This is a genomic window from Rhizobium sp. WCS2018Hpa-16 (genome assembly GCF_031843705.1).
Classification (GTDB): Bacteria; Pseudomonadota; Alphaproteobacteria; order Rhizobiales; family Rhizobiaceae; genus Agrobacterium; species Agrobacterium tumefaciens_C.
In genome coordinates this window covers 73,768-99,988 of the sequence record NZ_JAVTIX010000001.1, presented here as the reverse complement: position 1 = coordinate 99,988, position 26,221 = coordinate 73,768, and the positions used below count along the sequence as shown (strand labels likewise).

Genomic DNA, 26,221 nt, shown 5'->3' with positions numbered 1-26,221 from the left:
CATGGCGAAAAAGCCCGCTGCTCCGAACGCGCATCCCGAAACAGACGTCGTCACCATTCACGACCAGAAAATGCACCGTGGACAAGGTGGAGAACTCCATCAGTTTGCCGAGGGCGATACACCGGTGCTGACAACCGCCCAGGGCGGGCCTGTCTCAGACGATCAGAACTCGCTGCGCATCGGCGCGCGCGGCCCGTTGGTGGTGGATGACTTTCATTTCCGCGAAAAAATGTTCCATTTCGACCATGAGCGCATTCCCGAACGCGTCGTGCATGCGCGCGGTTATGGTGCCCATGGCTACTTCGAAACCTACGAATCCCTCGCAAAATATACCAAGGCGGACATTTTCCAGCGCAAGGGCGAAAAGACACCGGTCTTCGTTCGCTTTTCCACCGTCGCTGGCAACAAGGGCTCAGCCGATCTGGCGCGTGACGTGCGCGGCTTCGCCGTCAAGCTTTACACAAAAGAAGGCAACTGGGATCTGGTCGGAAACAACATTCCTGTCTTCTTCATTCAGGATGCCATCAAGTTTCCAGACCTCATCCACGCCGCCAAGCAGGAGCCAGACCGTGCCTTTCCGCAGGCGCAGACGGCCCATGACAACTTCTGGGATTTCATTAGCCTGACGCCTGAAAGCATGAATATGATCATGTGGACCATGTCAGACCGCACTATTCCCCGCTCGCTACGCTTCATGGAAGGTTTCGGCGTTCACACCTTCCGCCTCGTCAATGCCGAGGGTGTCTCTACCTTCGTCAAGTTCCACTGGAAGCCGAAACTCGGTCTTCAATCCGTTGCTTGGAACGAAGCCGTCAAGATCAACGGTGCCGACCCGGATTTCCACCGTCGCGATCTCTGGAATTCCATAAAGTCCGGTGACTTCCCCGAGTGGGAGTTGCAGGTTCAGCTGTTCGACCAGGAATTTGCCGATAGCTTTGATTTCGACGTGTTGGATCCGACCAAGATTATCCCTGAGGAAATTCTTCCACCACAGGCCATCGGCCGTATGATGCTGGACCGCATGCCGGACAATTTCTTTGCGGAAACCGAGCAGGTCGCATTCATGACGCAGAACGTGCCGCCAGGCATCGATTTCAGCAATGACCCGCTTCTGCAGGGCCGTAACTTCTCCTACCTCGATACGCAGCTGAAGCGTCTCGGCGGTCCCAACTTCACGCATTTGCCGATCAATGCGCCGAAATGCCCTTTCGCGCACTTCCAGCAGGATGGCCACATGGCCATGCGCAATCCCGTTGGCCGTGCGAATTATCAGCCTAACTCCCATGGCGAAGGCCCACGGGAATCGCCCACCTCGGGATACCGCCACTTCCAGGCAGAAGAACAGGGCACCAAGGCGCGGCTTCGCCCTGAAAGCTTTGCGGACCACTACAGCCAGGCCCGCCAGTTCTATATCAGCCAGACGGGTGCCGAGCAGCGCCATATCGCGTCCGCGCTGACATTCGAACTGAGCAAGGTGGAAATACCGGCCATTCGCGAACGCATGGTGTCGCATTTGCTCAACATCGATGAGACGCTGGCAACAACGGTTGCGCAGAAGCTCGGCTTCCAGTCGATGCCAAAACCTGCCGATGCCGCAATGCCAACCCGACAGGACCTGGAGCCATCGCCCGCGCTCAGTATCGTCGAGAACGGCCCGAAGCGTTTCGAAGGCCGCAAGCTTGGCATTCTGGTGACCGATGGCGTAGATGCTGGCATGCTGACAGCGCTGACCAAGGCTGTCACGGACGCAAAGGCCGTCTTCGAGCTGATTGCCCCGAAGGTCGGCGGCGTGAAGGCGTCCGATGGCAGCTGGATCAAGGCCCATCATATGATCGATGGTGGCCCATCGGTGCTGTTTGACGCCGTGGCACTTCTGACATCACCCGAAGGCATCGAAGACCTTGTGGATGAGGCAACAGCTCGTGACTTCGTGGCCGATGCTTTCCAGCATTGCAAGTTCATCGGCTATGTCAGCTCCGCAACACCTTTGATGCAAAAGGCTGGCATTGCGGATGCAGTCGATGAAGGCGTGATCGCCTTCCCGGATGATGAAGATCCTGCGGACTTCATTTCAAAGCTCGGCGATCTGCGTGTCTGGGGCCGCGAGCCATCCGTGAAGCTTGGCAAAGCTTCCCCACCACCTAAGAAATAATCTCTGAGAAGCGCGGCATTCCGGTGCCGCGCTTTTAAACCATCAGTGCCTGAGCCGGATGATTGCAATGATACAGAAACCGACGCCCAGACGCCTCGTCGTGATCAGCGACTATCAGGCCGGCGGCCCCTTCCCCGACACCATCCCACCCATAGAATATTTCGAGAAGCAATGGCGCAGCGGAGAGCGCGGAGAACCCGTATCCCGATCCGAAGTTATCCCCGATTTCAGGGTTGAAGGCGGTTATATTGAACGCCTGCCACTCGCCTGCGTCAAAGCCGGGCTGGTCGATGTCGTGGAGGTCTGGACGCATTGGCGCGACGATTGCCCGCCGGAGCCGGACGAAACTCAAGCGCCTCTCCTTATCCGGCGGGCATTCCAGATGAATGGTCCGCAAGCGCCCTTCAGCTCCAACGACATGCTCGCACATATAAATACCTTCGGCCCACCCGACATTCTCTGCGTCTGGGGACTGGGAGTTTCCGAGGAGATTCTTGATGCCTGCCGATCAAGCTATAAAATATATAATTCCATCGATGCCCCTGCACTGCGGGTGCCCCCGGCCATCAGCAGGCATTTCGATCTCATTCTGACCGGCGCAGACTGGCAGTCGCGTGAGATCAACGCTCTCCACCCGGATGTAAAAACTTCCATCCTGCCTATCGGGCCGGAATTTGCCTCGCCAAACCTCTTTCACCCGATAGCCGGACCCAAGCCCTACGATGTCATTTATGTCGCAGCCGCTCAGAGCTACAAACGCCACGACATTCTCTTCGAGGCTTTGGCAAAACTACCCAATTCCATTAAAGCCCTGTGTGTTTTCGGCTATGGTGAACTCAGTGAAGATCTCCGTCGCTATGCCAACGATTTGCAGATCAATGTCGATTTCATTGGCCCGCCCGGCGTCGCCTTTTCCGAGGTCAACAGATTGATGAATCTCGCGAAAATCGGCGTGGTCTGCGGCGTCGATGACGGCGCGCCAGCGATTTTGACAGAATATATGTTGGCCGGTTTACCCGTGCTTGCTAACAGCGAACTACGCTGTGGCCTGCAATATATCACGCCGCAAACCGGCAGGGTCGCCTCTGCCGAGCAGTTCCATGAGGGCATCCGCACCATGCTGGAAATGGCGCCCAATTTGGATCCTCGGCAAGTCGTCATAGACAATTGGACATGGCAGCATTCGGTCGAAAAACTCCGGAAACTCATAGGCATTTCAGAACATTCGAAAGTTTTAAATAATCAGGAACAAAGGTCATTCATCCCGGTTTGAGTACGTCACTCAAACGCGGATGCGCCAATGAACCTCTCCAGTCCGATTTCCTCACCCATCCATGCAGTGACGGAGCGCAATACGCCGCTCATCTGTTTTTCGCATTTACGGTGGGATTTCGTACTGCAGCGGCCACAACATCTGATGGGGCGCTTTGCCCATGAAAGAGCTGTGTTCTTCTTCGAAGAATTTATACCAACAGACCACCATCTCGCCTATCTGGAAATCCACCCCTTCGAAGGAACGACGGTCAAATCCGTGCGCCCGCGCATTCCCCATTGGTGGAACGAGGCAGATCGTGAGCGCGCTCTCTCAAAGCTTCTGGATGATCTCCTAGCAATGTATGGTGCCGCGCGCCCAATCCTGTGGTTTTATACCCCCGCCATGTTTGGTTTCGCTCGCCACGTCGATGCTTCCGCGGTGATCTATGATTGCATGGACGAGCTGGCGAATTTTAAATTCGCACCCCACCGCATGAAGGAAATGGAAGCCGCGCTGATTGCCCGTGCCGATGTGGTCTTTACCGGCGGATACAGCCTTTACGAAGCAAAGCGCCACCAGCACGTCAATATTCACCCCTTCCCCTCAGGCGTTGAAGTTGCGCATTTCCATTCTGCCCGCAAGGATCGTCAGGAGCCAGCAGACCAGCTCTCGATTCCCGGCCCAAAGGTCGGCTATTACGGCGTGATTGACGAGCGCCTCGATCTGGAACTGATCGAGGCCGTGGCCAAGGCTAGACCGCAACTCTCATTCGTCATCATCGGTCCCGTCGCCAAGATTGCGCCTGATGACCTGCCACGCGCTGCCAATATCCACTATCTCGGCCAGAAGGACTACCGCGAACTTCCCGCCTATCTCGCGGGCTGGGACGCAGCGCTTATGCCCTTTGCGCTGAACAGCTCAACACAATTCATCAGCCCCACCAAGACGCCGGAATATCTGGCAGCAGGCCGCCCTGTTGTCAGCACGGCGATTACCGATGTCATCAGGCACTATGGCAGCGTCGATGGCGTTTTTATCGCGGCTGACGCGGCTGCCTTCGCCAGAGCCTGCGATTTCGCCATTGCGCTGAAGAAGACGGGCGATGAATGGCTCGGCCCGGTTGATGCCATGCTGGAAGGCTCATCATGGGACCGAACATTTCACGATATGAGGGCACTGGTGGGTAAGGCCGTGCTCAGCCACACTTATACAGCCACACCGGCTGCCCCACGCATCACCAATCATCCCTCCACTGTCTCGCGCACCAGCGCCATGGCACTCAATAGATGATGAGCAAAGATCGCTGTCGGGTCGTTCTGGCAACAGACAGTCTCGACCCATCCGGCATGGGCGCGCATATGCTGACCCTTGGCCGTGCGCTGGACGATCGCTGGGATGTGACGATCGCTGCGCCATGCAATGCAGCAGATAGCTTGACTGCCAAGGCCGCTCGTCATGGCCTCGGCGTCAAGACATTTGACGATGACGTCGAGTTTTCCCAATGGCTCGCAACGTCAGGGGTCAGCCTTCTTCACGTCCATGCGGGCATCGGCTGGGAAGGCCATGGCATCGCAAAGGCAGGAATGTCGCAGGATATTCCCGTGATCCGCACCGAACACCTGCCCTATCTCCTCACCGATGAGCAGCAGAAAACCGAATATGCTCAGGCGTGTGAAGCGCTTGCGCATCGCATCGTGGTCTCGCAGGCATCGAGGCTCAGCTTCGAAGCCAATGGTGTATCCCCCGATCACTTGACGGTCGTGCGCAACGGCGTTTTCGCGCTGGAGCCCACAGCCGACAGCGTGCCCGATATGGCAGAGCAGCTCGACGGCAGAAAAGTCCTGATCACGGTTGCCCGTTTTTCCGCGCAGAAAGACCACGCAACCCTGATCAAGGCCTTACCTTCAGTCATTGCCGCCTACCCATCCACTTTGCTCATTCTGGTGGGCCGTGGCGAAGAGATGGCAGCAATCGAAACTCTGGTAACTGAACTCCACCTCAACCAGCATGTTCTTTTTGCGGGCCACCGCACCGATATCGCGGACCTGATGTCAGAGGCAGACCTCTTCGTTTTGCCCTCCAAATTTGAAGGCCTGCCGCTGGCTGTGCTGGAGGCAATGTCGACAGGACTGCCAGTCGTCGCGACCAATATTGGCGGCAATATCGAAGCGCTTGGGCCAGAACATCCCTATCTGGCAGAGCCTGCAAATCCCGCATCGCTGGCGGCTGTCCTGATAGACGCACTTGGCGACGTCCACAGGGCAAAGGCCGTGGGGCAAGCGGGCCGCGAGAGGTTCACAGCCGAATTTTCAGCACAACGCATGGCGAGCGAAACGGCGGACGTCTACCGCCACATTCTCTCCCGCCGCACACATCAGACACAAGGACATATTTCCATGAACAAGGCACGCATCGGCTTTATTGGCGTTGGCGGCATCGCAAACCGCCATCTGGATATTCTGGCCGGTTTTGAAGACGTGGCGCTGGTCGCCTTTGCAGATCCGGATTTTGACCGCGCAAGCCAGGCCGCCTCCCGCTTCGGCGCCCGCGCTTTCGATAATCACCGCGCCATGCTGGATGCGGAAAAGCTGGACGCCGTTTACATCTGCATTCCACCCTTTGCCCATGGCGAAGCGGAACGGGATCTGATCAGCCGGGGCATTCCCTTCTTCGTTGAGAAGCCGATTACGCTGGATCTGGCACTTGCAGAAGAGTTGAGTGCTGCCGTCGAAGCCGCCAACCTCATCACCGGCGTCGGCTACCACTGGCGTTATCTCGATACTGTCGAGGAAGCGCGCAATCGCCTCGCCGAAAACCCGGCTCAGCTTCTGTCCGGTTACTGGCTGGACCAGACCCCACCCCCGCAATGGTGGTGGAAGACTGAAGGCTCCGGCGGCCAGATGGTGGAGCAGGCAACGCACATTATCGATCTTGCCCGCTATCTTGTGGGCGAAGTGACCGATGTCTATGGCCGCGCTGGCTTTAAGGACCGACCGGATTTCCCCGGCCTTGATGTGCCCGCGGTGACGACCGCCAGCCTGACATTCCAGTCCGGCGTTATCGGCAACATAGCCTCCACTTGCCTTTTGGGATGGAACCACAAGGTCGGCCTCAATATTTTTGCAGACCGCCTCGCCATAGAGCTGACGGATCACGACATCATGGTCGATGTCGGTGCCGGGCGTCCGGTCCGTCATGCCGACGGCGATCCCGTCTGGCGCGAAGATCGCGATTTCATCGATGCCATCAGCGGCAAGGAAAACCACATCCGGTGCACCTATCAGGATGCGCTGGTTACCCACCGTGTCGCACTTGCGGTTGCAACGTCAGCCCGCAGCGGCGAAGCGGTTACCTTCGAGCCTTCGCCAATCAGCCGCAATCCGCTTTCACCGCTCTACCATCCGCCTCGGATTGAAGAGCCTGAGGGTCTTCGTCCCGGCCACCGCATGATCACGTCGCTCGGCATCGAAGCCCCGGGCAGAGCCTACCTGTTCGACTATGAAGAAGGCCCGCCCGGCGATGATCAGGTGCGCCTCGACACGCTTTATACCGGCTTTTCGGCGGGCACCGAACTGACCTTCATGAAGAACACCAATCCCTATTTCCACTCGCGGTTTGATGCAGGCCGCGGCGTCTTCATCGAAAATGAAGCTGATCTCCATTACCCCGTGCCATTTCTGGGTTACATGGAAGTGGCGCGCGTTTCCGAAGCCCGCACCGGCGGCTTTCAGCCGGGCGATGTCATCGCCGGAACCTATGGCCATAAAAGCGGCCACACCGCTGATCCATTCCATGATGTGATGATACCACTACCCGCCCATATCGATCCCATCCTCGGCGTCTTCGCCGCGCAAATGGGCCCCATTGCCGCCAATGGCATTCTTCATGCCGATGCAGACATGCTCGGAAACAACGTGCCATCCTTCGGCGCTGGCATTGCCGGGCGTCATGTCATCATCATCGGCGCTGGCACGGTCGGCCTGATGACGGCGCTATTTGCGCAAAAGGCAGGCGCGCTCGGCGTCATCATTGCTGATCCATCGCCGTTCCGCCGCGAGAAAGCGCAAGCCATGGGTCTTGTGGCCATGACGGAGGATGATGCCTGGCAACATGCCAAAGCGCGCTGGCACAATGGCGGCAGCGATCGCGGTGCCGATCTGGTGTTCCAGACCCGCGCCCATGCCCAAAGCCTTCACGTTGCGCTGAAAGCCTTGCGCCCGCAAGGCACAGTGATCGATCTTGCTTTCTATCAGGGCGGAGCAGACCGCCTGCGTCTCGGCGAAGAGTTCCACCACAATGGCCTCAATATCCGCTGCGCACAGATCAACCGCGTGCCACGCGGGCTGTCCGGCCAATGGGACAGACGGCGCTTAGCGCATGAAACAGTCAATCTGCTGGAAAGCCACGGCACAATCATCCGCGAGCAGATGATTACCCACGTCGTACCCATTCAGGATGGGCCGGCCTTCCTGGCAGACCTGGTCAACACCCGTCCCGAATTCCTGCAGATCGTGTTCAAGGTCAACGAATGATAGCGCAGCAGCAACCCCCTATCCGCATTCTCTTCGTCTTTGCGTGGCTGGTTGTGGGCGGCGAGGAAACCGAGGTGCGGCTGCTTGCCCGCACGCTCGACCGCAGCCGTTACCGGCTTGATGTCATCGCCTGTTTCCACAAGCCCAATATGCCGGGCCAGACGCATGAGCAACTGCGTGCGCTCGGCGTTGATGTTGACACCACGCCCTATGACATGTCGTTCGAGGACACGGCTGGATATCTGGCAGCCAAGATCGTCGGCTATGACGTGGTTGTCTCCTGCCAGAACGTGGCCGATATCTATCCGGCACTGGAGCGGATGCACTGGCGGCCGCCGCTCATCGAGCATGGCGGCCTCATCTCCGAAGCACTGGCGGGCCCAAAGCATTTCACCAGCCGCTATGTCGGCGTCTGCAGCTCCATTTGTGATGCGGCGAAATCCGTGATGCCGGGGCGCGAGAGCGATGTGGTCGAGATACCGTCCATGGTGGACATGTCAGAATTCGACAACAGCCAGCGCGCCAACCTGCGCACCTCACTCGGCGTGAATGACCAAACGGTTCTGGTGGGCTGGGTCGGAAGGCTTGATCCGAAGAAGAATGTCGAGGACTTCATAGAGGCGGCGGCTCTCGCCTATGCCAGTAACCCGGCTTTGCGGTTTGTCGTCATCGGCGGCCCCGATGCCTTCATGCCCGACTATGCCGAGCATTTGAAGACGCTCGCTCAGGAAAGACATCTCACCGGCATCCTCAGCTTTCTAGGGGACCGGAAGGATATTCCGGCGCTTCTTTCCGCGCTCGATATCTTCGTCTGGCTCTCAAAGGGCGAAGGCATGCCGCATGTCATCGCAGAAGCCGGTGCAGCGGGTTTGCCGGTCATCGCAACGCCCGATAATGGCGCCATGCAGCAGATCGAAGACGGCGTTTCCGGCATCTTCGTGCCTTATAACGCCCCTTCGTCTGTCGCGCATGAAATCCTGAATCTTGCCGCATCCGGCAGTTTGCGAGCAGCACTGGGCCAGGCACTGCGTCACAAGGTAGAAATCACCTACAGCGCCGAGACCGTCGTGCCGCAGTGGGAGCGGCTGATCAGCGACGTTATGAGGGAGCGTCACAGCGCAGGGCCTACGGGCCTGTTCAAGTCTTTCCTGCAAGGCGGCTTTGAATGCTCCACCCACCGCCTTCGCCCGCACGACGGGCAAACGACCGGAAAGCGTCTTGATGTCATCGCCGCCACTGGACATGACCACCACGCAGCAGCCGATTACCAGCAACTGGCCTCCTACGCGATCTCAACCGTTCGGGATGGCTTGCGCTGGCACCTGATCGAAACTCGGCCTGGACATTACGACTGGTCGAGCTTCACCCCGATGCTGAAGGCAGCCTCAGAAACCCGCACTCAGGTCATCTGGGATTTGCTGCATTATGGCTGGCCTGATGACATCGACATCTGGTCGCCGGATTTTGTCAGCCGCTTCGCGCAATTTGCCGCAGCCGCAGCAAGGGTGGTGAAGGAACAGACAGACGCGATCCCCTTTTACTCACCCGTCAATGAAATCTCGTTCTTCTCATGGGGCGGAGGCGATGCGGCCTATCTCAACCCCTTTGCCCGTGGCCGTGGCTTCGAGCTGAAAGTGCAACTGGCCAGAGCTTCCATTGCCGCCATGGATGCGATTCTGGCGGTGGAGCCAAGAGCGCGCTTCGTGCATTGTGACCCCGTTATCAATGTCATCACCGATCCCTCCCGACCGTGGGAGCGGGGCGTGGCCGAAGGCCATCGTCAATCGCAATTTCAGGGCTGGGATCTTCTCTCCGGGCGCATGTGGCCGCAGATTGGCGGCGCGGACAAATATCTCGATATCGTCGGCGTCAACTATTACCACAACAACCAGTGGATCCACGGCGGTCCGCCCATCGATATGGACCATCCGCTCTACAAGCCCTTCAGAACCATCCTCGTGGATACCTTTGCCCGATACGGCAAACCCATCTTCATCGCCGAAACCGGTATTGAGGGTAACAGGCGCGCAAGCTGGATCACCTACATCCACCAGGAAGTGACCGCCGCCATGGAAAAAGGCGTCCCCGTCGAGGGAATATGTCTCTATCCCATCCTCAACCACCCCGGCTGGGATGACGACCGCGCTTGCGAAAACGGCTTGCTGGAAACCAGCTTCGAGAATGGGAAGCGCACTGCCCACGCACCCTTGGCACAGGCACTCCAATATCTTGCGCCACCCTCACGCAGTGCTGCGGAATAGGCGTTCAAGGCTCCAGCCCCCGCCAATGGTCGTGTCACATCCTGAGTGACACGACCGCTTGATCTCGCTCCACAAAAATCATCTCAACTGCGCCTTGACTCTATTAGCGATGAGAACATAATAAGAACAAAACTGGCACGGGGGCGCGTGCTTTCCGAAAAAACATTGCGGCAAGAAGGCTCTGAAACATGGAGATCGAGAACATGCGCCCACAATTTGAAACACCGGAAGCTGACCCGGTCGAACACGTCATCGCATGGCATGACGGGGATGAGCGCGAAGCCATCAAGACGCTGCTGGATGATATTAAGCATCTGCGCCACCAACTCGCCCTCGCCGCCGCCGCCATGGGCCACGGATTTACGCGAGGGTGGTTTCCCAGTGAGGCCAGAGAGATCGATGAAGTGGGTGTCTCTGGCGAAGGACGCTGCGAAAAAGCTGCCTCATAGGGGTGGCCGGTGTATCCAGAGCGGATGAGGACGGTTCTATCGTTTTGCGAGGAGGATGGTGCTGAATACCAGCAGCTTACTGACCGCTGTTTTCCTTGTCTTTTTTTGCCTGATCATGGTGCCACTTGATGGCATAGAACATGCCTATACCAAGGACGAGAAGCTTAAGAGGCAAAAGGACTATGGGGAACCAATCAACCCAACTCGAATCCGACATCTGAATACTTTCAAAACATTACACGACATGATCTGTCATGCGCAGCGTTACATCAAAGTGGCTGCTTCAACAACTTGTCGTATTGACGCAGCCCTCTCCGGTTTGGGGGTTCGCATGCAGTTGGACGTGTCAGTCTATCGCCAATGCGGGCGCTGCGAGCCGCTTGGAGGTAAACCTGATGAACGGCCGCGATAGCATGATCGGCAGAAGCAATGACTGCATGAAAATGCCGAAGCGGCTGCGAGGCACATAGTGGCCGCCGATCTTGCGCGACACCGCCTGCATCCGCGTTACCAGCGGCCTCATTCGGGCTTCATAGCTATTGAGTGCATCAACATGCCCCTTCTCGGCAAGTTCCGCAGCAAGAATGTAGGCTCCAGCCATGGCGGTGGACGTACCCTGCCCCGCCAGAAAGGTGAGACACCAGGCGGAATCGCCAAGAAGTGCGATGCGGCCCTTGGACCATTTCGGCATCTCGATCTGGGAGACTGTATCGAAGAAAGACCGGTCCCAGTCGATTGCACTCTTGAGGGCGGATGCGACAGGCTCTGGCCAGTGGCCGAACGTCTGTTGCAGCACGGCGCGGCGCTCATCGGGATTGAGCCGGTCCGTACGCTCGTCTCGCCAGCAGAAAAGGGTCGCCGCGGTGCCGTCCCCAACGGCGTAGAGGCCGCCCTGATGATCCACATCCATCATCCCGACGAAACTCGCATCAAGCGGTTGCTTCAGCGGCACGCGCCAGGCGCTGGCGCGGTAGCCAAGCGGCCGGAGAAAGTCTTCGTGCGGGCCAAAAGCCAGCGCCCGCACACTGCTACGGTAACCATCGGCACCCACGACGAGGTCGAAACGGTCGCGGCTGCCATCGGAGAAGGTGACGTCCACGCCGGATCCGTCGTCCTCGAGCGCCACGACGGTCGTCTCATAGCGAATTGGGCACTTTCCCTCCACGGCATCGGTCAGGATGTCCTGGAAATCGCTGCGCATCAGGGCCAGAAGCCGTCCCTCGGCAGCCTCTGCCAGAACGCGGTAGTCATAGGAAAAAAGCTTTCGTCCGCGCCGGTCGAGATGGTGAGAAAGGCCGAGCGGCATGGCCTTCGCCCGGAACGCTTCCACCAGCCCCAACTTCTCCGCGACCTGCCAGCCATTGATATGCAGGCCGATGGAATAGCCGCCGGTGCGGCCACGAGCAGCCCGTTCCACCACAACCGGCTGCATGCCCCGCTGTAGCAGGCAGGCGGCAAACGTCAGGCCCGCAGGCCCGCCACCAACGATGAGGATACGCATCAAAACCTCCTCAGAACGTCATGCTGATACGGCCGCCAATGGTGCGGTCCTGACCAAGCTGGTAGAGGTTGCCAAGGCCGGGATACTGGAAGCCATAGGTCGTGTAAGTCTTGTCGAACACATTCGTCACGAAGGCTTCAGCCGTTATCGTCTTCTCAAGCTCCCATTTCACCCCGAGATCGACAAGTGCGTAACCCTCCTGGCCGATTGTGTTGGTCTCGTCGAAATAATGCTCGCTGACATAGGTGACGCCTGCATAGGGAATGACCGCGCCGCGCCCGCTTTCCAGCTCAAAGCGATAATCCACCATGAGGTTGGCGGTAAATTCCGGCGCATAGGGCACCGTGTTGCCCGTCAGGTCCGCGCCGGGTGTGACAGGATTTTTGTAATCGGTGAATCGCGTATGGTTGTAAGCAAGCCCCGCCGTGACGCCGATTTCATCTGTCGGTTTTGCACGGACCTTGAGGTCGATACCCTTCGCAGTCACCTCACCGACATTCTGCAGATACTGGAACGGCTGCGTGCCGACAAACATCTGGTAGTCCTTGGTGATGTTGTAATAGGCCGAAAGCTGCGCTTCCAGCGTACCCGTCTCGTTGCGGTACTTGAGCCCGGTTTCACCATTATAGGTGTTCTGCGGATCGTAGGTGAAGGCAATGTTGGCGGGCGCCACGTTACGGGTAACACCGCCAGCCTTGAAGCCCGTGCTGAACAGGCCATAGACCCGCCATTCGTCGCTCAGCCTATAACTCGCGCCAAGCTTCGGCGATAGCGCCGTGGATGAATCACTATCGTTCAGCGTGATGCCGCCCGTCGCTTCAGCCGCTGCGCGCTCGTAGTCCAGCCGCAGGCCGGGCGAAATGTCCAGCCGGTCCGTCACATGCCACGTCACATCACCGAAGAGCGCGTAGGAATCGATCTTCTGGTTCGAAATCTGCGCGGAAGCCGGCACGTTTCTGGTGAAATCGAGATGCTGATAGTACATCCCGGCTACGTAATCGATCGCGTTGCCCTGGTCCGGGTTAGAAGCGATGCGCAGTTCCTGACTCAGCGTCCATTGTTTTTCAGGCGTATAGCTGCCGAAGATCGTGCGGTCGAGATCGCTCTTCTGGTAGCCAGTCAGCGCGGTGATGGTGGCGGCACCAAGGTCGTAGGCCGTCGTCACGCCAAAATTCCAGGTGTCGAGTTCGTATTTCGACGGTGCAGGAAAAGCGATGCGGTCCTCCAGCATCGATTCCAGCGTAAAATATTCTTCTTTGGAGGTCACCCTGCCGTGGCCCGCGCTCACCATCACATCCAGAGGGCTGTCCGATGGGGCGTAGCGCAGCCGCATCTGGCCGTTAATGTCTCTCGTCCCGCCCACGTCTTCGCCGGTCATGGTCGTCAGTGTGTCATTGCCATCAAGGAAGGAAAAGTTGGCGTCGCCGTAGAGAACGTCGTTGATGATCGGCGCGCTGGCATGGAAGGTGCCGCCTGCGCCCTGATTGCTGACATTGGCGTCAAAGCCGGCGCGCGCCTCGTTGTCCGGCTTGCGGGTCACGATGTTGATGACGCCGCCAATCGCACCGCGACCGTAAAGCGTGCCCTGCGGACCGTAGAGAAGCTCAACACTCTCGACACCGCCGGGCAGCGAGCGCGTCAGGTTGAAGCTGTCCTGCGGCATGCCGTCGACATAGACCTGCGTGCTTGGATTATAGAAGTCGAGCGAGGCCTGGCCACGGATCGTGAAGTTGGCATAGGCGCGGCTGGAGCGCGAGCGGATGTTGACGTCAGGAAAAATGCGGTCGAGATCGGCCACCGTATCGATGTCGCGCGTCTTCAACTCCTCGGCCCTGGCAATATCCGTGGCTGATGGCAGCAGGAAATAGTCCTGGCTGCGCTTGGTCGCGGTAATGATGATCGGTTTGAGCACCGTTGCTTCATCGCTGTCCTGCGCAAACACACCTTGCGGCGAGAGGCTGACAGCGAGGGCAAGAAGGGAAACGCCGGACAAACGGTGACGCATCATGGTTCCGATACCTTTTCTGGGACTGAAAGGCGCCCGCCCAGCGGCAGGGTAGCGGCAAAGGCACGAGGCGCGAGAAGAGTGGCGATGAGGATGAAAACCGCCGAGGCGGCAAACAGCCAGCCATAGCCGAAGGACTTTGCAAGCAGGCCCGCAACCGAGGAGGCGGCGATGGCGATGATCGCGTCGATGCTCTGGAGAGTGGCAAAATCGGTTGCCGTCTGATCCGGGTTGCACCAGTTCATGAGCGCCGCATAGAGCGCAACGAAGGAAAAGGCGATCGCCCCCACCTGCAACAGAAGAATGCCGATGGCAAACACCACCGAGAATGAGCCGAACAATTCAACGACGAAGAGAGCGAAAAGCAGCGCGGCATTGAGGAAAGCAGCAATGATGACAGAGCGCATGATGCCCGCCGTTTGCACGACGAATGCGCTGAGCGAGGCTGTAATGAAGCCGATGACGGCCCCGCCTGCACCGCGCAGAAGACCAATCATGTCCAGTGGAACGCCCTTGTCCACCAGGTAAGGTCCGGTCAGCGAGGAACCCATGCGAAGCCCGACCTGATAGACCACGAGAAAGATCAAACCGTGTGTCAGCGCCCGGTTGGAGAAGGTGGCCTTGAGGCCGATGCCATGCAAGCCAACAGGCTTTTTCGCACGCGGTGCCGCAAGCCCGCCGGACAGCAAGACGGGAATGGTGAGCATGGCGACGAAGCCTGCCATGGACGCCATGGAAACCGCCCAGCCCGCATGCTGGTAGACCACGAGCCAAAGCCCGCCGCCGATCAGAAAACCGAGATAGGCACCAGCTGTCGATGCGCCGCTTGCAAGCCCGCGGCTGCCTGCATCGGAGGCCCGGACGGCCAGTGAATCGGTTGCCACATCCTGTGTCGCGGCAAAGATGCCCATCACGAGAAGAACACCGGCAAGCCAACCCATATGGGTCTGCGGCGGCAGCGCCATTGCGGCCAGAAAGCACAGGATAATGCCAAGCTGGCAAAGAAGAATCCAGCTTCGCTCGGTCAGAAACCGGTCGATGAGCGGTGCCCAGAGGAATTTCAGCGCCCAGGGGAAGAACAAGACGGCCAGATAGCCGATCTGGTCAAGCGGCATGCCTGCACCGCGCAGCACAACGGGAAGTGCCGTCTGCACCATGCTGCCCGTAACCGACTGGGCGGCGTAAAGGCCAGCCAGCAGGCCCAGCACGGTCCATGACGTGGACCGTCTGGCCATATGTGTAAAAACAGTCGACATTGCCCCTCGCACCGAGATTTGTGACCTCAGTAGGCTTTCGCATATAACTTGACTACTGTAGTCAGGTTCATGGATATTGCGATCGGGTCCATTATTTTGGTGCAGATATGAATCTTCGCGTGGAACAGCGCGCGCTTGCGCAGTCGGATCAGGAAAATATCGTTGTGCTGGGCCCAACCCCGGCAGATCCGACCTTTTCCGATACGTCGACAGAGGGTGCCTACAAGATCCTTGGCGTCAGACCGGGTCTGACAATTTCGGTCTTCGATATGATCGTTGGGCCTGATTTCGTTGGCCGGTTTGCAACCGAGCCCTGCGTGGCCATCGATTTTCTGTTCGAGGCATCCGGCCAGGGTTGGCTACTGGACAAGGATGCGGAGCGGAAGCTCTCGTCTATCCCCTACCGGCCAGGACGCATCTACATCATGGTCGCGCCAGCAGGTGCCATCGGCATATATGACGTGCCGGTTGGCAGCCGGTTCAAGGGCATGGATATCCGCGTCGATACCGCTCTGTGGCAAAAGCTCGGCGCTGGAGATGTCGTGGCGAACCTTGATGAACATCACGCCCTGCACATGGCGTCGAGCAGTGACATATGGGTCGGTGTGCTGCCGGTGCCACCGGATATGGTCGCTGTCGCCCGCGCGCTTTTCGATAGCGCGATGGTGGAGAGCGACGACCTTGCCATCGAGGCACGCGCGCTGGATATCATCAACGCCTCTATCACTGCCATGCGCCGCACACAGCCCACCTCAAACACCCCGCCACGCGACCGCCGCCCCCTCCAGCGCGCCCGCGATCTGCTCCTCGAAGACCTTTCCCACCCCTGGACGCTCGACGACCTCGCCCGCGAAATCGGCCTTTCCCAGAAGCGGCTCAAATCCGGCTTCAAGACCATGCACGGCTTTCCAGTCTATGCCTTCCTAAAAGAACAGCGGCTCTTGAAAGCGCGCGACCTGCTTCAGCAAGGCAAGATGAACATCACCCAGGCAGCCAGCGCCGTTGGCTACAGCAACCCCAGCCACTTCTCCCAGCTCTACCTCCGCCGCTTCGGCATGCAGCCCTCCCGTGCACTGGCACAGACCTTGGAGCGCGAGGCCTGAGGGGACGAGATTGAGGGTGGTGCGTGCTGGTGGCAGGGGGCCATGAGTGGAAAATTCCAGTTCCAAATTGCCTCATAATACCTAATCATCATTAAGCTTGAGAAACTCACCACTCCCGAAGTGACGTTGTGAACCCACATAGAGCAAATGTTGTACCTGACGTGACTCATCTCTGACCAATGACGCTGTCTCGACTATAAATTTGAGATGAATGATCATGTTCTTTTCCAGCGCATCTTCCTCGACCTCGTCTGCATCGGGCTTTCTATGCGAAGCGATAAGAGCTTTCCTCAAGCCGTTATATCGGTCTATCGTGGCAAACAACGACGAATATTCAGAGTAAAGGTGCATAGCAACTGTCACGAGGTTGCTAGAACCTAGTGATATCAGAGGTTCAAGCTGGCTTAAATCAGGCTTGAAACCTGGGAGAACGTCAATGGTGTGCACAACCTTCCATAGCTCGTACTCAGGCGAATTCGTGCTGCGGTAATACTCTATCAATTTGAGAACATTATCCATATCAGCGACAATCCTAACGGAAATCATAGCGAATATGCGAAGCCTATCCTTCAAGGCAGCGGCTTGCTCACGTTTTTTCAAGCGTGTTTGAACGAAAAATGTTGTGAACCCGCCCGCTAGGGTACCGAGTAATGCGGTTACAGCCAGCCCCATTCGCTCTGGCGTAAACGTTCGGTGTAGTCTGACACCAGTTACTGCAAATTATGGGAATATCTGGGAAAAGCCGGGATTTGATGCGAAGGCCTTATAAATCAAGGGCATCGGTGGGAAGCAGCGAGAACCAGCCAAACCGTTTTTGACAGAGCAAAATTCGAGATTTCGAGCCATCGTGTCAAATTCCTAGCAAAAACCGGCCAGCCTTCAAAGAGCGTTCAAGAAACACCTACTTGGCCCTTAAGGACCGCTCAAAGCCCGTAATACATGGACTCCTGAAACTGCTAGGACGGACAGACGAAGCCCTGTTGGGAAAGCACGGCGGACCAAAAGCTAATTTGAAGATGGAACAAGCTGCCATCTCGAAGAGAAATCGCTAAAAATACATATAAATCAATGATATCGGCAAAAAAGCCATCTGCTTCAACTTGGCAGACGGCTTTTTTGCTTTTTTATTTCGACTCTGCCGATCGCCACCCCGCAGGATGACGTCAGTAGACGTTGAACCGCATAGGAACGGTGAATTTTATCCGGGATGATGTTACGTCTTCACCTCCAGCGGAACCGCCAAGGCTAAAAACCGCGACCTTGATGCCGACGCTTCCGTCAGTTTTGCTGGAGGCTGTAACCGCGACATCGAAGTCTATCACAGAGTACACAGCTCCGTTGCCGTCTTGCATTAAGCCTTGCGGTAGTTTGTCTATTTTTACGCGCAGATTACTGGCAATCCCCTCCGCATCCTTTCCGCCCTTCTCCCGGGCGTCTTTCACCCCTTCGATAATATCGACCAGGGCGGAGCTTACAAATTCTTTAAGATCCATTTTGTACCCCTTCGGAAGCGCCAGCAACTGGCTTGGTTGTGAACACATCGTAGCATATTCAACGCGCGATCTTCGATCAGCACTTGCATGCAATCATTAATGAACGTCATCAAGGAAATTGATGACCTCTCCGTGCCGGGCTATCATCGCGGCTTGGCAAATCTCACCGGTTTCGTCGTCGATTTCCATTTCATGCGCAATCGTTCCAACGAACCGAGCTGACATATTTTCAGCAAGACGCATAGCAGCCTCAGACGATCGTGCCTCTCGAACTTCAGCGGCGACCAACTTGTTGCGGTTGCCCCGGCGATAGGGCGTGACAATGAATTTCTTAATGACAGGCATGAGAACATTCTCCTTTTCTTGGCGGCATGTGTTCCTCTTTTGTTCTCTTTGTCTGTCACGAGTCAACCAGTCATTGAAACTCAGATCGTTTTACACAGGCTTCCACGCCCAGATCACCCGGCCGATCACTTTCACGCGGTTGAAGTCTTCACCACGCACAGGGATCGGAGCGTATTCAGGCAAGTCGTTGTCTGATCGCCATTGTTGCTCTCCATTGTCCATCCAGCGCGATCTTTTGGCGTAAAGATCGTTGTCGATCGAGATCAGGTAGATTTTGTCATCTTCAGGCTCGTCACCTGGTCGTGGCTGGCTCTTATCAACCACAACGAAATCGCCATGCGCCAACGTGGGAAGCATGCTGTCGCCTTTAATCTCGAAGAGGCTGATGTTTTTTCGCCTGCTTCTCAAAATGGTATCGGCCAGCCCATCCATATCAAGATCAATGCCCTGCGATTCGTACAAGACCGCCGCCCCGCCGCCAGCGGAGACTTTTAGCGGGACGAATTTAATCGTCGGCGCTACGGGTGGTTCGAAGGTTTCACGGACCAACTCTGCAGCGCTCGATGCCACAGATTTCATCTCTTGAACGGCGCGCTTGAGAAGTTGCTCTGAGCCTTCTCTTTCATCATCGCTTTGTTCCGAATATTTGGGACCGATCCCGGTGAGTACCCAACCGGGGTTGATACCGAGCTTTCCAAAATTCAATAGCGTTTCACCGCTCGGAATACCCTCGTCGCGCTCAATCTTCTGCCAAGTAGCAGTCGCTACGCCGAGAAATTTCGCCATCTCTATCTGGGTCTTCTTGACCTCTTTGCGCACAGCGAGGGCTCGACCCCCAAGCGTATTTAGATCGCTCATATCGATTTTTCACAAATAACCATTTTTCTGGTTGCCAATAACCAGTTTTATAGTTATTCCTTTCTGTGTTCGCAGAATTCATCACCCTAAAAAAAGAGGCCGGTCAGGGCCTCCATTCTCGAAGGAAACCTTTATGCACCGTGTCTCTGACGGCGGCAAGCAAAGCCGTGCCGATCGCAAGCGGCTGGAAGAAATTGCCCGTATTAAGGGCAAGCTAATTGTTGCCCGGCTCAAGCTTGCCGAGATCGACAAGAAATACAGCCTGCCAGCTGGCACGGCTGGGAACGCAGTTTATGAGCCGCATGTGGCTGGCGAGCGTGCAATTGCAGCAGCCCTTAACACCCGTCCTCATCTCCTTTGGTTTTCTCGCTACCACTCAAATGGTGAGCGCCTTTCTCCGCAGCCATCAGTAAATTATCGCAACGGTCGCCGTAGTGAGCCCGAAGCCTCTCGTGTGGCTGCCTGATGCGTGGCGCGGTTCGTGATCGCTGCTCTAGCCTGCCGCACCTGAGTGCAAGGCTGTTCGATCGCCCCGGCTGTCAGACCCAATCTCCGATCCGCGCCACACCCAGACAATCCCTGATCAGCGGGCATCCCACAATGACGAAACCACATGCCAATTTCGACACCAAGATTTTCATTCCGGCGCAGTGCCAGCTGTGCCGGTGGGCCGAAACCCTGCTGATTTTTGTACCTGCGTTCGCAGGCGTTTCGGCCGCCCTCTTCCTCATCGTCAAGCACATTGGAGCCTAACAATGAATGCAGTTCTCAACCACACAGCTATTCCGTTCTTTGATCGCGTTCCTTCTCGCGGCAAAGAAGCTGTAATCTCCGTTTTTGACCACATCGTTGAGCGGTCCTGGACACTCAAAGAAGCCTATACGTTCTTCAACAGTACTTTGCGCGGCAGAGGGATCGTGGGTCCTACCTGGCCCGAATTCGAGGACTGGTATGCGCGGGTCAAGAACGGCCTAATCGAGCGACCTCATCCGTCTGAGGCGATAGTCGCAATCACGCCATACCATCCAACGATCAAAACCGTCATCGAGCGCGAGATTGTAAAGCAGCCGCTTTTGATCGCTTGCCATGCTGCCCGCCAGGCTGCCGATTATGATAGCCTGAAACAGGCCCGAGGCATCGTAGAAGCTGCTCACCATCTGTTTGAGGCAAAAATTGCTGCCGGTCACAGCCCATTATCGGTTTCGATCGAAGACACGATCGTTGCTGAGGCATTGCGCGAGCTGCTGCAGGCAGACGGCGAAGGTCTTTTTGCCGACGCTACGTCCAACGCTCTCGACAGCGCTCTATCCTTCCTTCAGCGCGGCACAGATGAACAGCAGGATAAGCTGCTCGATCTCCTGACCATGGATATGCAGCAGGAACTTTGCCGAGAACTGGTCAAGCGTCCTCCCCCGCAGCCTCGCTGATTTCAGATCATCGCACCGTTCCCCCAGGGAGCGATGCCAGATGCCGGGGCGGCCAACTCCCCCTGTCCCACCACCCCGGCATCGAACTTTGCCCTTAGCAGCTTGCAGAGATTTTCATGATCAATCCGTATTCCGAAGAAGAACGCCTACAGGCCATGATTTCGGCTTGCTATACCGCTAGCCGCTCTCACTTCAATCACCTGCCCCTGCGCCACATCATCAATCCGCCTGTCGATATGTTCGATGCGAAGCTTGCCAGACAGATGGCAATCTACGTCCTGCATATCGATTTCGACGTGCCGCGCCGTCGTCTTGTGTCTGTGCTTGGTGTCGCTCGCTGGACCGTTATGCAGGCGGTTCGCACCGTTGAACAGCGTCGGTTTGAAGCGTTGTTCGACCGGGCGTATGAGCGCATTTCTGCCCGTGCAAAAGACAACTTCACGACCGCGTTGCACCAAGCTGTAGGACAGGACGCGTCCTATGGCTGAGTTCGTTCGCGCCACTATTTCTGAAATTCACGTTGGCGAGCGCTTGCGCCCGATAGACTTGGATTATGCTGAGGCAATTGCCGCCTCGATGTCGGAGCACGGGCAGATCAGCCCGATCATGATCCGACGCACTCCAGCCAAGAAGGGCACACCTTACACACTGGTCGCCGGTGGCTACCGCACCACCGCCGCCAATCTGCTCGGTTGGACCGAGATCGACGCCATCATCGTCAAGGCTGATGGTGTTGAGGCGCAGTTGCTCGAAATCTCCGAAAACCTTTATCGCAACGAGCTCAACCCGCTCGATCGCGCCATCTTTGTCATGAAGTACCGCGAATTGTGGGAAGAGAAACACGGTAAAATCACTCGCGGCGGTGACCACAGTGCAAAGGCGCACGATGCACCTTTGCTGTTTTCCAAAGGCAGAGCGCTTTCAGAGCAAGTTCAAGAGCGGCTTGGTATAGGGCACGATACCTATAAGCGGGCTCTCAGCATCGGCCGGAACATTGATCCGGTATTGCGTCTGGCTGTGCGTGGCACCACCGCCGAGAACGATCAGTCACAGCTCTTGAAGCTGGCGAAGCTGAGCCGTGATGAGCAGATCAAGGTAGCCGGAGCGCTCAGAGCCCACCCAGATGTCAAAATGGCGCTGTCATTCACTAAGCCCCCGGCTTTGGTAACGGCACCGTCGCAATCATCCATTCTCACCAAACTTATCGCAGCCTGGGACGAGGCCAGCGAGGAAACACGCGACAGCTTCCTTGAGCATATCGGCATGTCAGGCACGCCCGATGCGCTTATGGCTGCGATCCGCGAGGAGGCAGCATGAAACGCGACCCCAAACAAATGGACTTCTTCAGGGAGGCGGTATTTCCAACCCGCATCGCATCGGAGAAGCTCGACATCGAGCGCTTCCGGTCCACCCTGAAGCGCGAAATGGCCCGCGCTATCCGCGAGTGCAAGCACGACCGCGAAACCATTGCAGCAAAGATGGCCTATTTCCTCGGCTTGGAGAAGGTGTCGAAGGCGGCACTGGATGCCTATACCGCCGAGAGCAAGACAACCCACGATATCAGCATGCCGAGGTTTAAGGCCTTCGTGCGCGCTACCGATGCCAACTGGCTTTGGGACATCGTTGTGGCGGACGATGGCCTGTTGCTGCTCGAAGGCGACGAAGCCCGCCTCGCAGAGATCGCCCGTGTTCGCCAAGAGCAACGCAAGCTCGCCGAAGAACTGAAGCTGCTTCAGGCGACACCGGTTCACATTCGTCGGGGCCGCAAATGAAAAAAGAATGGTTCACATCCGCTGAGCTGGCAGACGCCAACCTCCCCGGCCTCGCAAAGTCGCGCAAAGGTATTGAGTATTTCATCGCACAGTCGGGCGTCCGCTCGACGACGAAAACTCGCCAGCGTGTCGGCCTTGGTGGCGGGTATGAGTACCATTATTCGTTTTTACCGAAGGTCGCCCAGGCAAAGCTCGTGTTTCTCAATACGGAAGTGCCTGTCGATACCCGCCGTTCAAAATCCTCAAAGCTACTTTGGCAGCGGTTTGAGGCGCTCTCGGACGTTCATAAAGCGACCTGCAAAGCCCGCCTGGACGTTCTCGTCGAAGTCGAGGATCTGAAAGCGGCAGGCCTACCAGCTGTAAAGGCCATCGATCACTGCGCCCGCAAAGCAGATATCTCCGCGAGAACCATCTATAATTGGATGGAATGCGTCGAGGGCCAGTCGCGTCAGGATTGGCTTGCGGCTTTGGCACCATCATTCGCTTTCAGCGGCACCGGTGAAGTCGCAGAAACTACGCCTTGCCACCCGCACGCCTGGGACATTCTGAAATCCGATTACCTGCGCCCGGAGCGTCCGTCCTTCAGCTCGTGCTTCCGCCGCATGATGATGGTCGCCCATGAGCAAAAACTAGAGCCAATCCCTTCCGAACGCTCCCTCCGTCGTCGCCTTGAGGTCGAAGTGCCAAGGGCCGCCCAGGTCATGGCCCGCGACGGCAAGGACAAGGCAAAGCAGCTTTTCCCGGCACAGCAGCGCTCGGTCGCTGGCTTACATGCCATGCAGATCGTCAACACCGATGGTCACAAGCTCGATCTTTTTGTGCGCGTTCCGTGGTCGGCAACGCCGGTTCGCGTGACCCTCATCGGCATTCAGGATGTGTATTCACGCAAGGTGCTGTCCTGGACGATTTCCGAGTCGGAAACGTGGGAAGCCGTGCGCAGCTGCATCGGCGCGATGATCGAGAACCACGACAACGCAATCCCCTATCACATTTACATGGACAACGGCCGCGCCTTTGCCGGGAAGATGATTTCCGGTGGCGCAAAGAGCCGTAACCGCTTCAAGATCACTGAAGACGAAGTTGCTGGCCTTCTGAAGACGCTCGACATCGAGCCACATTTCGTGAAGCCCTACTCCGGTCAGTCAAAGCCGATCGAACGCGCATGGCGCGATCTGGCGGAAGAGATCGCCAAGCATCCTTCGATGTCCGGTTGCTACACCGGCAACAAGCCAGACGCGAAGCCGGAAAACTACGGCAACAGCGCCGTGCCGCTCGATGTCCTGCAGCGGCACGTCGCTTCTTGCATCGACGAACATAACGCCCGGCTCGGCCGCAAGACAGAAACGGCAAAAGGTCGCAGCTTCGCCCAGACGTTCGACGCGAGCCTTGCCGATCCTTCGACGATTGTTCGCTACGCCAGTTCGTCGCAGCGGTCGCTTTGGATGCTCTCTGCCGTCGCCATCACGGCCCGCAAGCCGGACGGCGCAATCCACATGCACGGCAACCGCTACTGGAATGCGGCCCTCAATCAGTGGATCGGCAAGAAGCTCACAGTGCGCTTTGATCCCGCCGATCTGCACAAGCCGATCATGGTCTACGATCCACAGGGCCGGTTCCTGTGTGAAGCCGAATGCCTGGGCATGACCGGCTTTAACGACACAGACGCTGCCCGCACCCATGAGAAGGCCCGCAAGACACACCAGAAGAATCTGGCAGCGGTCGCCAAGAGCAATGCAGCGCTGTCACCGATGCAGCTTGGCGAGATCATGGACAAGGGCCGCAAGGCCGCTTCGCGCCAGCCAACAAGCCAACCGGTTCGCCCGGTAGTCACACGTCTGGTCACCGGCAATCTTGCCCGTGCGGTTTCAGTCGAGGCCATCAGCGAAGATCAGTTCGAAAACAGTTTTGCGCGTGCCCTTTCCCGGCTTCCGGGTGGCGAGAGCGCGATCCTCCAATTCCCCACAGGGAACACCGAGGCTGGCAAAAGACCAGCCCGTAAAAACAGAGCCGAAAAGTAGTGCGTACGGTTCCAGTCCAAAAACAGGGCGAAAAAAAAGAGCGAGCCAAAGAGCCCGCCCAATACTTGAACAAAAGGAACCTTAGATGAAAAAGCCAACCAGCACAAACACGGTCTGGGACCAGTCAAATCCCACGCCAGAGTTTCTTGCCAAGCACCCGCCCGCCGAAGTTGATGTGTGGCGCAAACTGACGGCCCGCGTGGTCGAAATCGCCATGGCCAGCGCGTGGAGCAAGGCCGAAGTGTCTCGCCGTTCCGGTGTGCCTGAAGGCACCATGTCGCCATGGTTCGGCGGCAAGTATTCCGGCGTTCTGGCGAACGTCAATCAGCAGGTTGCCAACTGGCTGAATGCGATTGAGGAAAGCCAGAACATCGCGTCATCTGTGCCTGTGTCTCCACCCTTTCAGCGCACAGCAGTAGGCATGGATGTGTACAACACCTTGCTGTTTACGCAGGTCACAGCAGGCTTCACGGCGATTACGCTTGCCTCTGGCTCGGGTAAGTCGGCTGCGGCAAAATACTTCTGCGCAACCCGACCTCATTCTTTCATGGCGACGCTGAGCCCAAACACAAAGACTGTCCACGGCATGCTGGTCGAGTTGTGCACGGCGCTTGACGTCCAGGAGCACAATCCCGCCCGGTTCGTCCGTGCCATTGGCTCCAAGCTCCAGCGCGTTGGTGAAGGTACGATCCTCATCATCGACGAAGCCCAGAACGCGGTACCGGACGCCATCAACCAGTTGCGCCACTTCGTCGACATGTACGGTTGCGGCGTTGCCCTGATCGGCAACGAAGAGACTGCGACGGCTTTCGTCAAGGATCAGGGCCGATCTGTCGCCAGCCGTGCACAGGTGCTCTCTCGCTTCGACAAGCTGCTGCGCCGTGAACGCGATCCCGTCGGTGATGCTAAGCTTCTCATTTCGGCCTGGGGCGTCAGTGATCCCGATTGCGAGCGGTTCCTTCTAGGACTTGCCAGCAAGCCCGGTCATTTGCGTCTGATCGACCGCACCATGAAAGCGGCCAGCATGACGGCTTTGATCGACGGCGAAGAGAACGTGACGGTCGCCCACCTTCAGGCTGCGTGGAAGTCCCGCAACATGGAGGATGTCCGATGAACTCGGAAAATTCCCCCCTTAAGGTCCATCTTGAGAAACTCACCAATGTGTTCAAGCGGGCCGAAACCCTAAAGCCTGACGAAACGCTCATCCTCGACGCCGTTTCAGCCAGGACAGTTTTGAAGACGCTCAAGGTTCTCACACAGCAGGCCGGACACCTTGAACTTGAGGTGTCCATCCTTCGCGACAGTGAAGCAGGAAAGCTGGTTGCCGACACCGCCGAACAACTGGCCACCGGCGAACTGGCAGGCATGCTCGATGCTGCCGACAGCAATGTGATCCGTTATGATTTTGGAGGAAAGAAAGATGACCAATAAGCCATTGTATCTGTCCGATCTGATTTCGGATTTGCAGCGCAAGTTGAACTCCGTCCTGGTCGATGAAGGCTGCATTCGCCTCGACCGCGCGCGATCGAAGGCACTGGTCGCCAACATGGGCAAGCTGGCCGACCACGCACGTAATCTCGAAAGCCACGTGTCGCTCACCGAGTGGAACCGTCGCAGCTTTGCAGATCGCGAGCAGCTCATCGCAAACATGACCGCTACCACAGCCAAAGTCCTTGAGCTGTTGCGGGACGATCGGCACGACGACGGCAAGATCGTCCAGTTCCGTCCCAAGCCGAGACAGGCGCACGGTCCATCCGTGCCGCCTGGCGGCGACGCTGCTTAACTCTCCCCTTC

Annotated in this window: 24 protein-coding genes and 1 pseudogene; 17 read left to right on the top strand and 8 right to left on the bottom strand. The window is 57.3% G+C overall.

Annotated features, from left to right (window positions below):
• The first annotated feature begins 1 nt into the window (after window position 1).
• Window positions 2-2,152 (top strand): catalase C, encoded by a 2,151-nt coding sequence (catE, locus tag RQI55_RS00535; protein ID WP_311272344.1) that lies wholly within the window; start codon window positions 2-4, stop codon window positions 2,150-2,152.
• Window positions 2,153-2,186: 34 nt separating this feature from the next.
• On the opposite strand, the gene RQI55_RS00530 is transcribed toward catE, so the two are convergent.
• Window positions 2,187-2,504, bottom strand: coding sequence for a hypothetical protein (locus RQI55_RS00530; protein WP_311276904.1), 318 nt, complete (start codon window positions 2,502-2,504; stop codon window positions 2,187-2,189).
• On the opposite strand from RQI55_RS00530, the gene RQI55_RS00525 reads away from it, so the two are divergent.
• The 5 genes and pseudogenes from RQI55_RS00525 to RQI55_RS00505 all read left to right on the top strand — a co-directional run bounded on the left by RQI55_RS00525 (window position 2,400) and on the right by RQI55_RS00505 (window position 10,649).
• Window positions 2,400-3,425, top strand: coding sequence for a glycosyltransferase (locus RQI55_RS00525; RefSeq protein ID WP_409233692.1), 1,026 nt, complete (start codon window positions 2,400-2,402; stop codon window positions 3,423-3,425). The two genes, RQI55_RS00530 and RQI55_RS00525, sit on opposite strands and share 105 nt — an antisense overlap.
• A 144-nt stretch (window positions 3,426-3,569) precedes the next feature.
• Window positions 3,570-4,622, top strand: a pseudogene (locus RQI55_RS00520) (glycosyltransferase); the annotation flags it as partial.
• A gap of 71 nt (window positions 4,623-4,693) precedes the next feature.
• Window positions 4,694-7,939, top strand: coding sequence for a glycosyltransferase (locus tag RQI55_RS00515; RefSeq protein ID WP_409233669.1), 3,246 nt, complete (start codon window positions 4,694-4,696; stop codon window positions 7,937-7,939).
• Complete coding sequence (locus tag RQI55_RS00510; RefSeq protein ID WP_279290379.1) at window positions 7,936-10,200, top strand: glycosyltransferase family 4 protein; 2,265 nt, start codon at window positions 7,936-7,938, stop codon at window positions 10,198-10,200. The genes RQI55_RS00515 and RQI55_RS00510 overlap by 4 nt, the downstream gene beginning before the upstream one ends.
• A gap of 203 nt (window positions 10,201-10,403) precedes the next feature.
• Window positions 10,404-10,649: a dehydrogenase gene (locus RQI55_RS00505; protein ID WP_192064357.1), complete on the top strand. Its 246-nt coding sequence runs from the start codon at window positions 10,404-10,406 to the stop codon at window positions 10,647-10,649.
• A 346-nt stretch (window positions 10,650-10,995) separates the two neighbouring features.
• Here the strand turns inward: RQI55_RS00505 and RQI55_RS00500 are convergent, their stop codons facing one another.
• Genes RQI55_RS00500 through RQI55_RS00490 form a run of 3 tightly spaced genes read right to left on the bottom strand, consistent with a single transcriptional unit; the run spans window position 10,996 to window position 15,411 of the window.
• On the bottom strand, window positions 10,996-12,150 hold the full coding sequence (locus RQI55_RS00500; protein WP_042617499.1) for an FAD-dependent monooxygenase: 1,155 nt from the start codon (window positions 12,148-12,150) through the stop codon (window positions 10,996-10,998).
• Between the two features lie 10 nt (window positions 12,151-12,160).
• Window positions 12,161-14,158 carry a TonB-dependent receptor gene (locus tag RQI55_RS00495; RefSeq protein WP_311272346.1) on the bottom strand — a complete coding sequence of 666 codons (1,998 nt, stop codon included), beginning with the start codon at window positions 14,156-14,158 and terminating at the stop codon, window positions 12,161-12,163.
• Entirely contained in the window at window positions 14,155-15,411 is a 1,257-nt protein-coding gene (locus tag RQI55_RS00490; protein WP_311272347.1) for an MFS transporter, read from the bottom strand. Before RQI55_RS00490 ends, RQI55_RS00495 begins: the two co-directional genes overlap by 4 nt.
• A gap of 107 nt (window positions 15,412-15,518) precedes the next feature.
• Here RQI55_RS00490 and RQI55_RS00485 point away from each other — a divergent pair, with 107 nt between their 5' ends.
• Window positions 15,519-16,514 carry an AraC family transcriptional regulator gene (locus RQI55_RS00485; protein WP_311272348.1) on the top strand — a complete coding sequence of 332 codons (996 nt, stop codon included), beginning with the start codon at window positions 15,519-15,521 and terminating at the stop codon, window positions 16,512-16,514.
• A gap of 81 nt (window positions 16,515-16,595) precedes the next feature.
• Here the strand turns inward: RQI55_RS00485 and RQI55_RS00480 are convergent, their stop codons facing one another.
• The 4 genes from RQI55_RS00480 to RQI55_RS00465 all read right to left on the bottom strand — a co-directional run bounded on the left by RQI55_RS00480 (window position 16,596) and on the right by RQI55_RS00465 (window position 19,210).
• On the bottom strand, window positions 16,596-17,033 hold the full coding sequence (locus tag RQI55_RS00480) for a hypothetical protein (RefSeq protein ID WP_311272349.1): 438 nt from the start codon (window positions 17,031-17,033) through the stop codon (window positions 16,596-16,598).
• A gap of 644 nt (window positions 17,034-17,677) precedes the next feature.
• Window positions 17,678-18,007 carry a hypothetical protein gene (locus tag RQI55_RS00475; protein ID WP_192064363.1) on the bottom strand — a complete coding sequence of 110 codons (330 nt, stop codon included), beginning with the start codon at window positions 18,005-18,007 and terminating at the stop codon, window positions 17,678-17,680.
• A 96-nt stretch (window positions 18,008-18,103) separates the two neighbouring features.
• Window positions 18,104-18,352, bottom strand: coding sequence for a hypothetical protein (locus RQI55_RS00470; RefSeq protein ID WP_192064364.1), 249 nt, complete (start codon window positions 18,350-18,352; stop codon window positions 18,104-18,106).
• 90 nt (window positions 18,353-18,442) lie between these two features.
• A complete protein-coding gene (locus tag RQI55_RS00465) occupies window positions 18,443-19,210 on the bottom strand; it encodes a S24 family peptidase (protein WP_311272350.1) in 768 nt (255 codons plus the stop codon).
• A 133-nt stretch (window positions 19,211-19,343) separates the two neighbouring features.
• On the opposite strand from RQI55_RS00465, the gene RQI55_RS00460 reads away from it, so the two are divergent.
• The 10 genes from RQI55_RS00460 to RQI55_RS00415 all read left to right on the top strand — a co-directional run bounded on the left by RQI55_RS00460 (window position 19,344) and on the right by RQI55_RS00415 (window position 26,210).
• Complete coding sequence (locus RQI55_RS00460; RefSeq protein WP_311272351.1) at window positions 19,344-19,676, top strand: helix-turn-helix domain-containing protein; 333 nt, start codon at window positions 19,344-19,346, stop codon at window positions 19,674-19,676.
• A gap of 134 nt (window positions 19,677-19,810) precedes the next feature.
• Window positions 19,811-19,963 (top strand): hypothetical protein, encoded by a 153-nt coding sequence (locus tag RQI55_RS00455; RefSeq protein WP_192064367.1) that lies wholly within the window; start codon window positions 19,811-19,813, stop codon window positions 19,961-19,963.
• Between the two features lie 2 nt (window positions 19,964-19,965).
• The gene (locus RQI55_RS00450; protein WP_311272352.1) at window positions 19,966-20,637 is read left to right on the top strand and encodes a hypothetical protein; all 672 of its coding nucleotides are present in this window, start codon (window positions 19,966-19,968) and stop codon (window positions 20,635-20,637) included.
• A 116-nt stretch (window positions 20,638-20,753) separates the two neighbouring features.
• Complete coding sequence (locus tag RQI55_RS00445; RefSeq protein WP_192064369.1) at window positions 20,754-21,125, top strand: hypothetical protein; 372 nt, start codon at window positions 20,754-20,756, stop codon at window positions 21,123-21,125.
• Entirely contained in the window at window positions 21,118-21,954 is an 837-nt protein-coding gene (locus RQI55_RS00440) for a ParB/RepB/Spo0J family partition protein (RefSeq protein WP_311272353.1), read from the top strand. Before RQI55_RS00445 ends, RQI55_RS00440 begins: the two co-directional genes overlap by 8 nt.
• On the top strand, window positions 21,951-22,409 hold the full coding sequence (locus RQI55_RS00435) for a hypothetical protein (RefSeq protein WP_192064371.1): 459 nt from the start codon (window positions 21,951-21,953) through the stop codon (window positions 22,407-22,409). Before RQI55_RS00440 ends, RQI55_RS00435 begins: the two co-directional genes overlap by 4 nt.
• Window positions 22,406-24,427 (top strand): transposase domain-containing protein, encoded by a 2,022-nt coding sequence (locus tag RQI55_RS00430; RefSeq protein ID WP_311272354.1) that lies wholly within the window; start codon window positions 22,406-22,408, stop codon window positions 24,425-24,427. Before RQI55_RS00435 ends, RQI55_RS00430 begins: the two co-directional genes overlap by 4 nt.
• A gap of 85 nt (window positions 24,428-24,512) precedes the next feature.
• Window positions 24,513-25,541: an AAA family ATPase gene (locus tag RQI55_RS00425; RefSeq protein ID WP_311272355.1), complete on the top strand. Its 1,029-nt coding sequence runs from the start codon at window positions 24,513-24,515 to the stop codon at window positions 25,539-25,541.
• Window positions 25,538-25,858, top strand: coding sequence for a hypothetical protein (locus RQI55_RS00420; RefSeq protein WP_311272356.1), 321 nt, complete (start codon window positions 25,538-25,540; stop codon window positions 25,856-25,858). Before RQI55_RS00425 ends, RQI55_RS00420 begins: the two co-directional genes overlap by 4 nt.
• The gene (locus RQI55_RS00415; protein ID WP_311272357.1) at window positions 25,848-26,210 is read left to right on the top strand and encodes a hypothetical protein; all 363 of its coding nucleotides are present in this window, start codon (window positions 25,848-25,850) and stop codon (window positions 26,208-26,210) included. Before RQI55_RS00420 ends, RQI55_RS00415 begins: the two co-directional genes overlap by 11 nt.
• Window positions 26,211-26,221 lie beyond the last annotated feature (11 nt).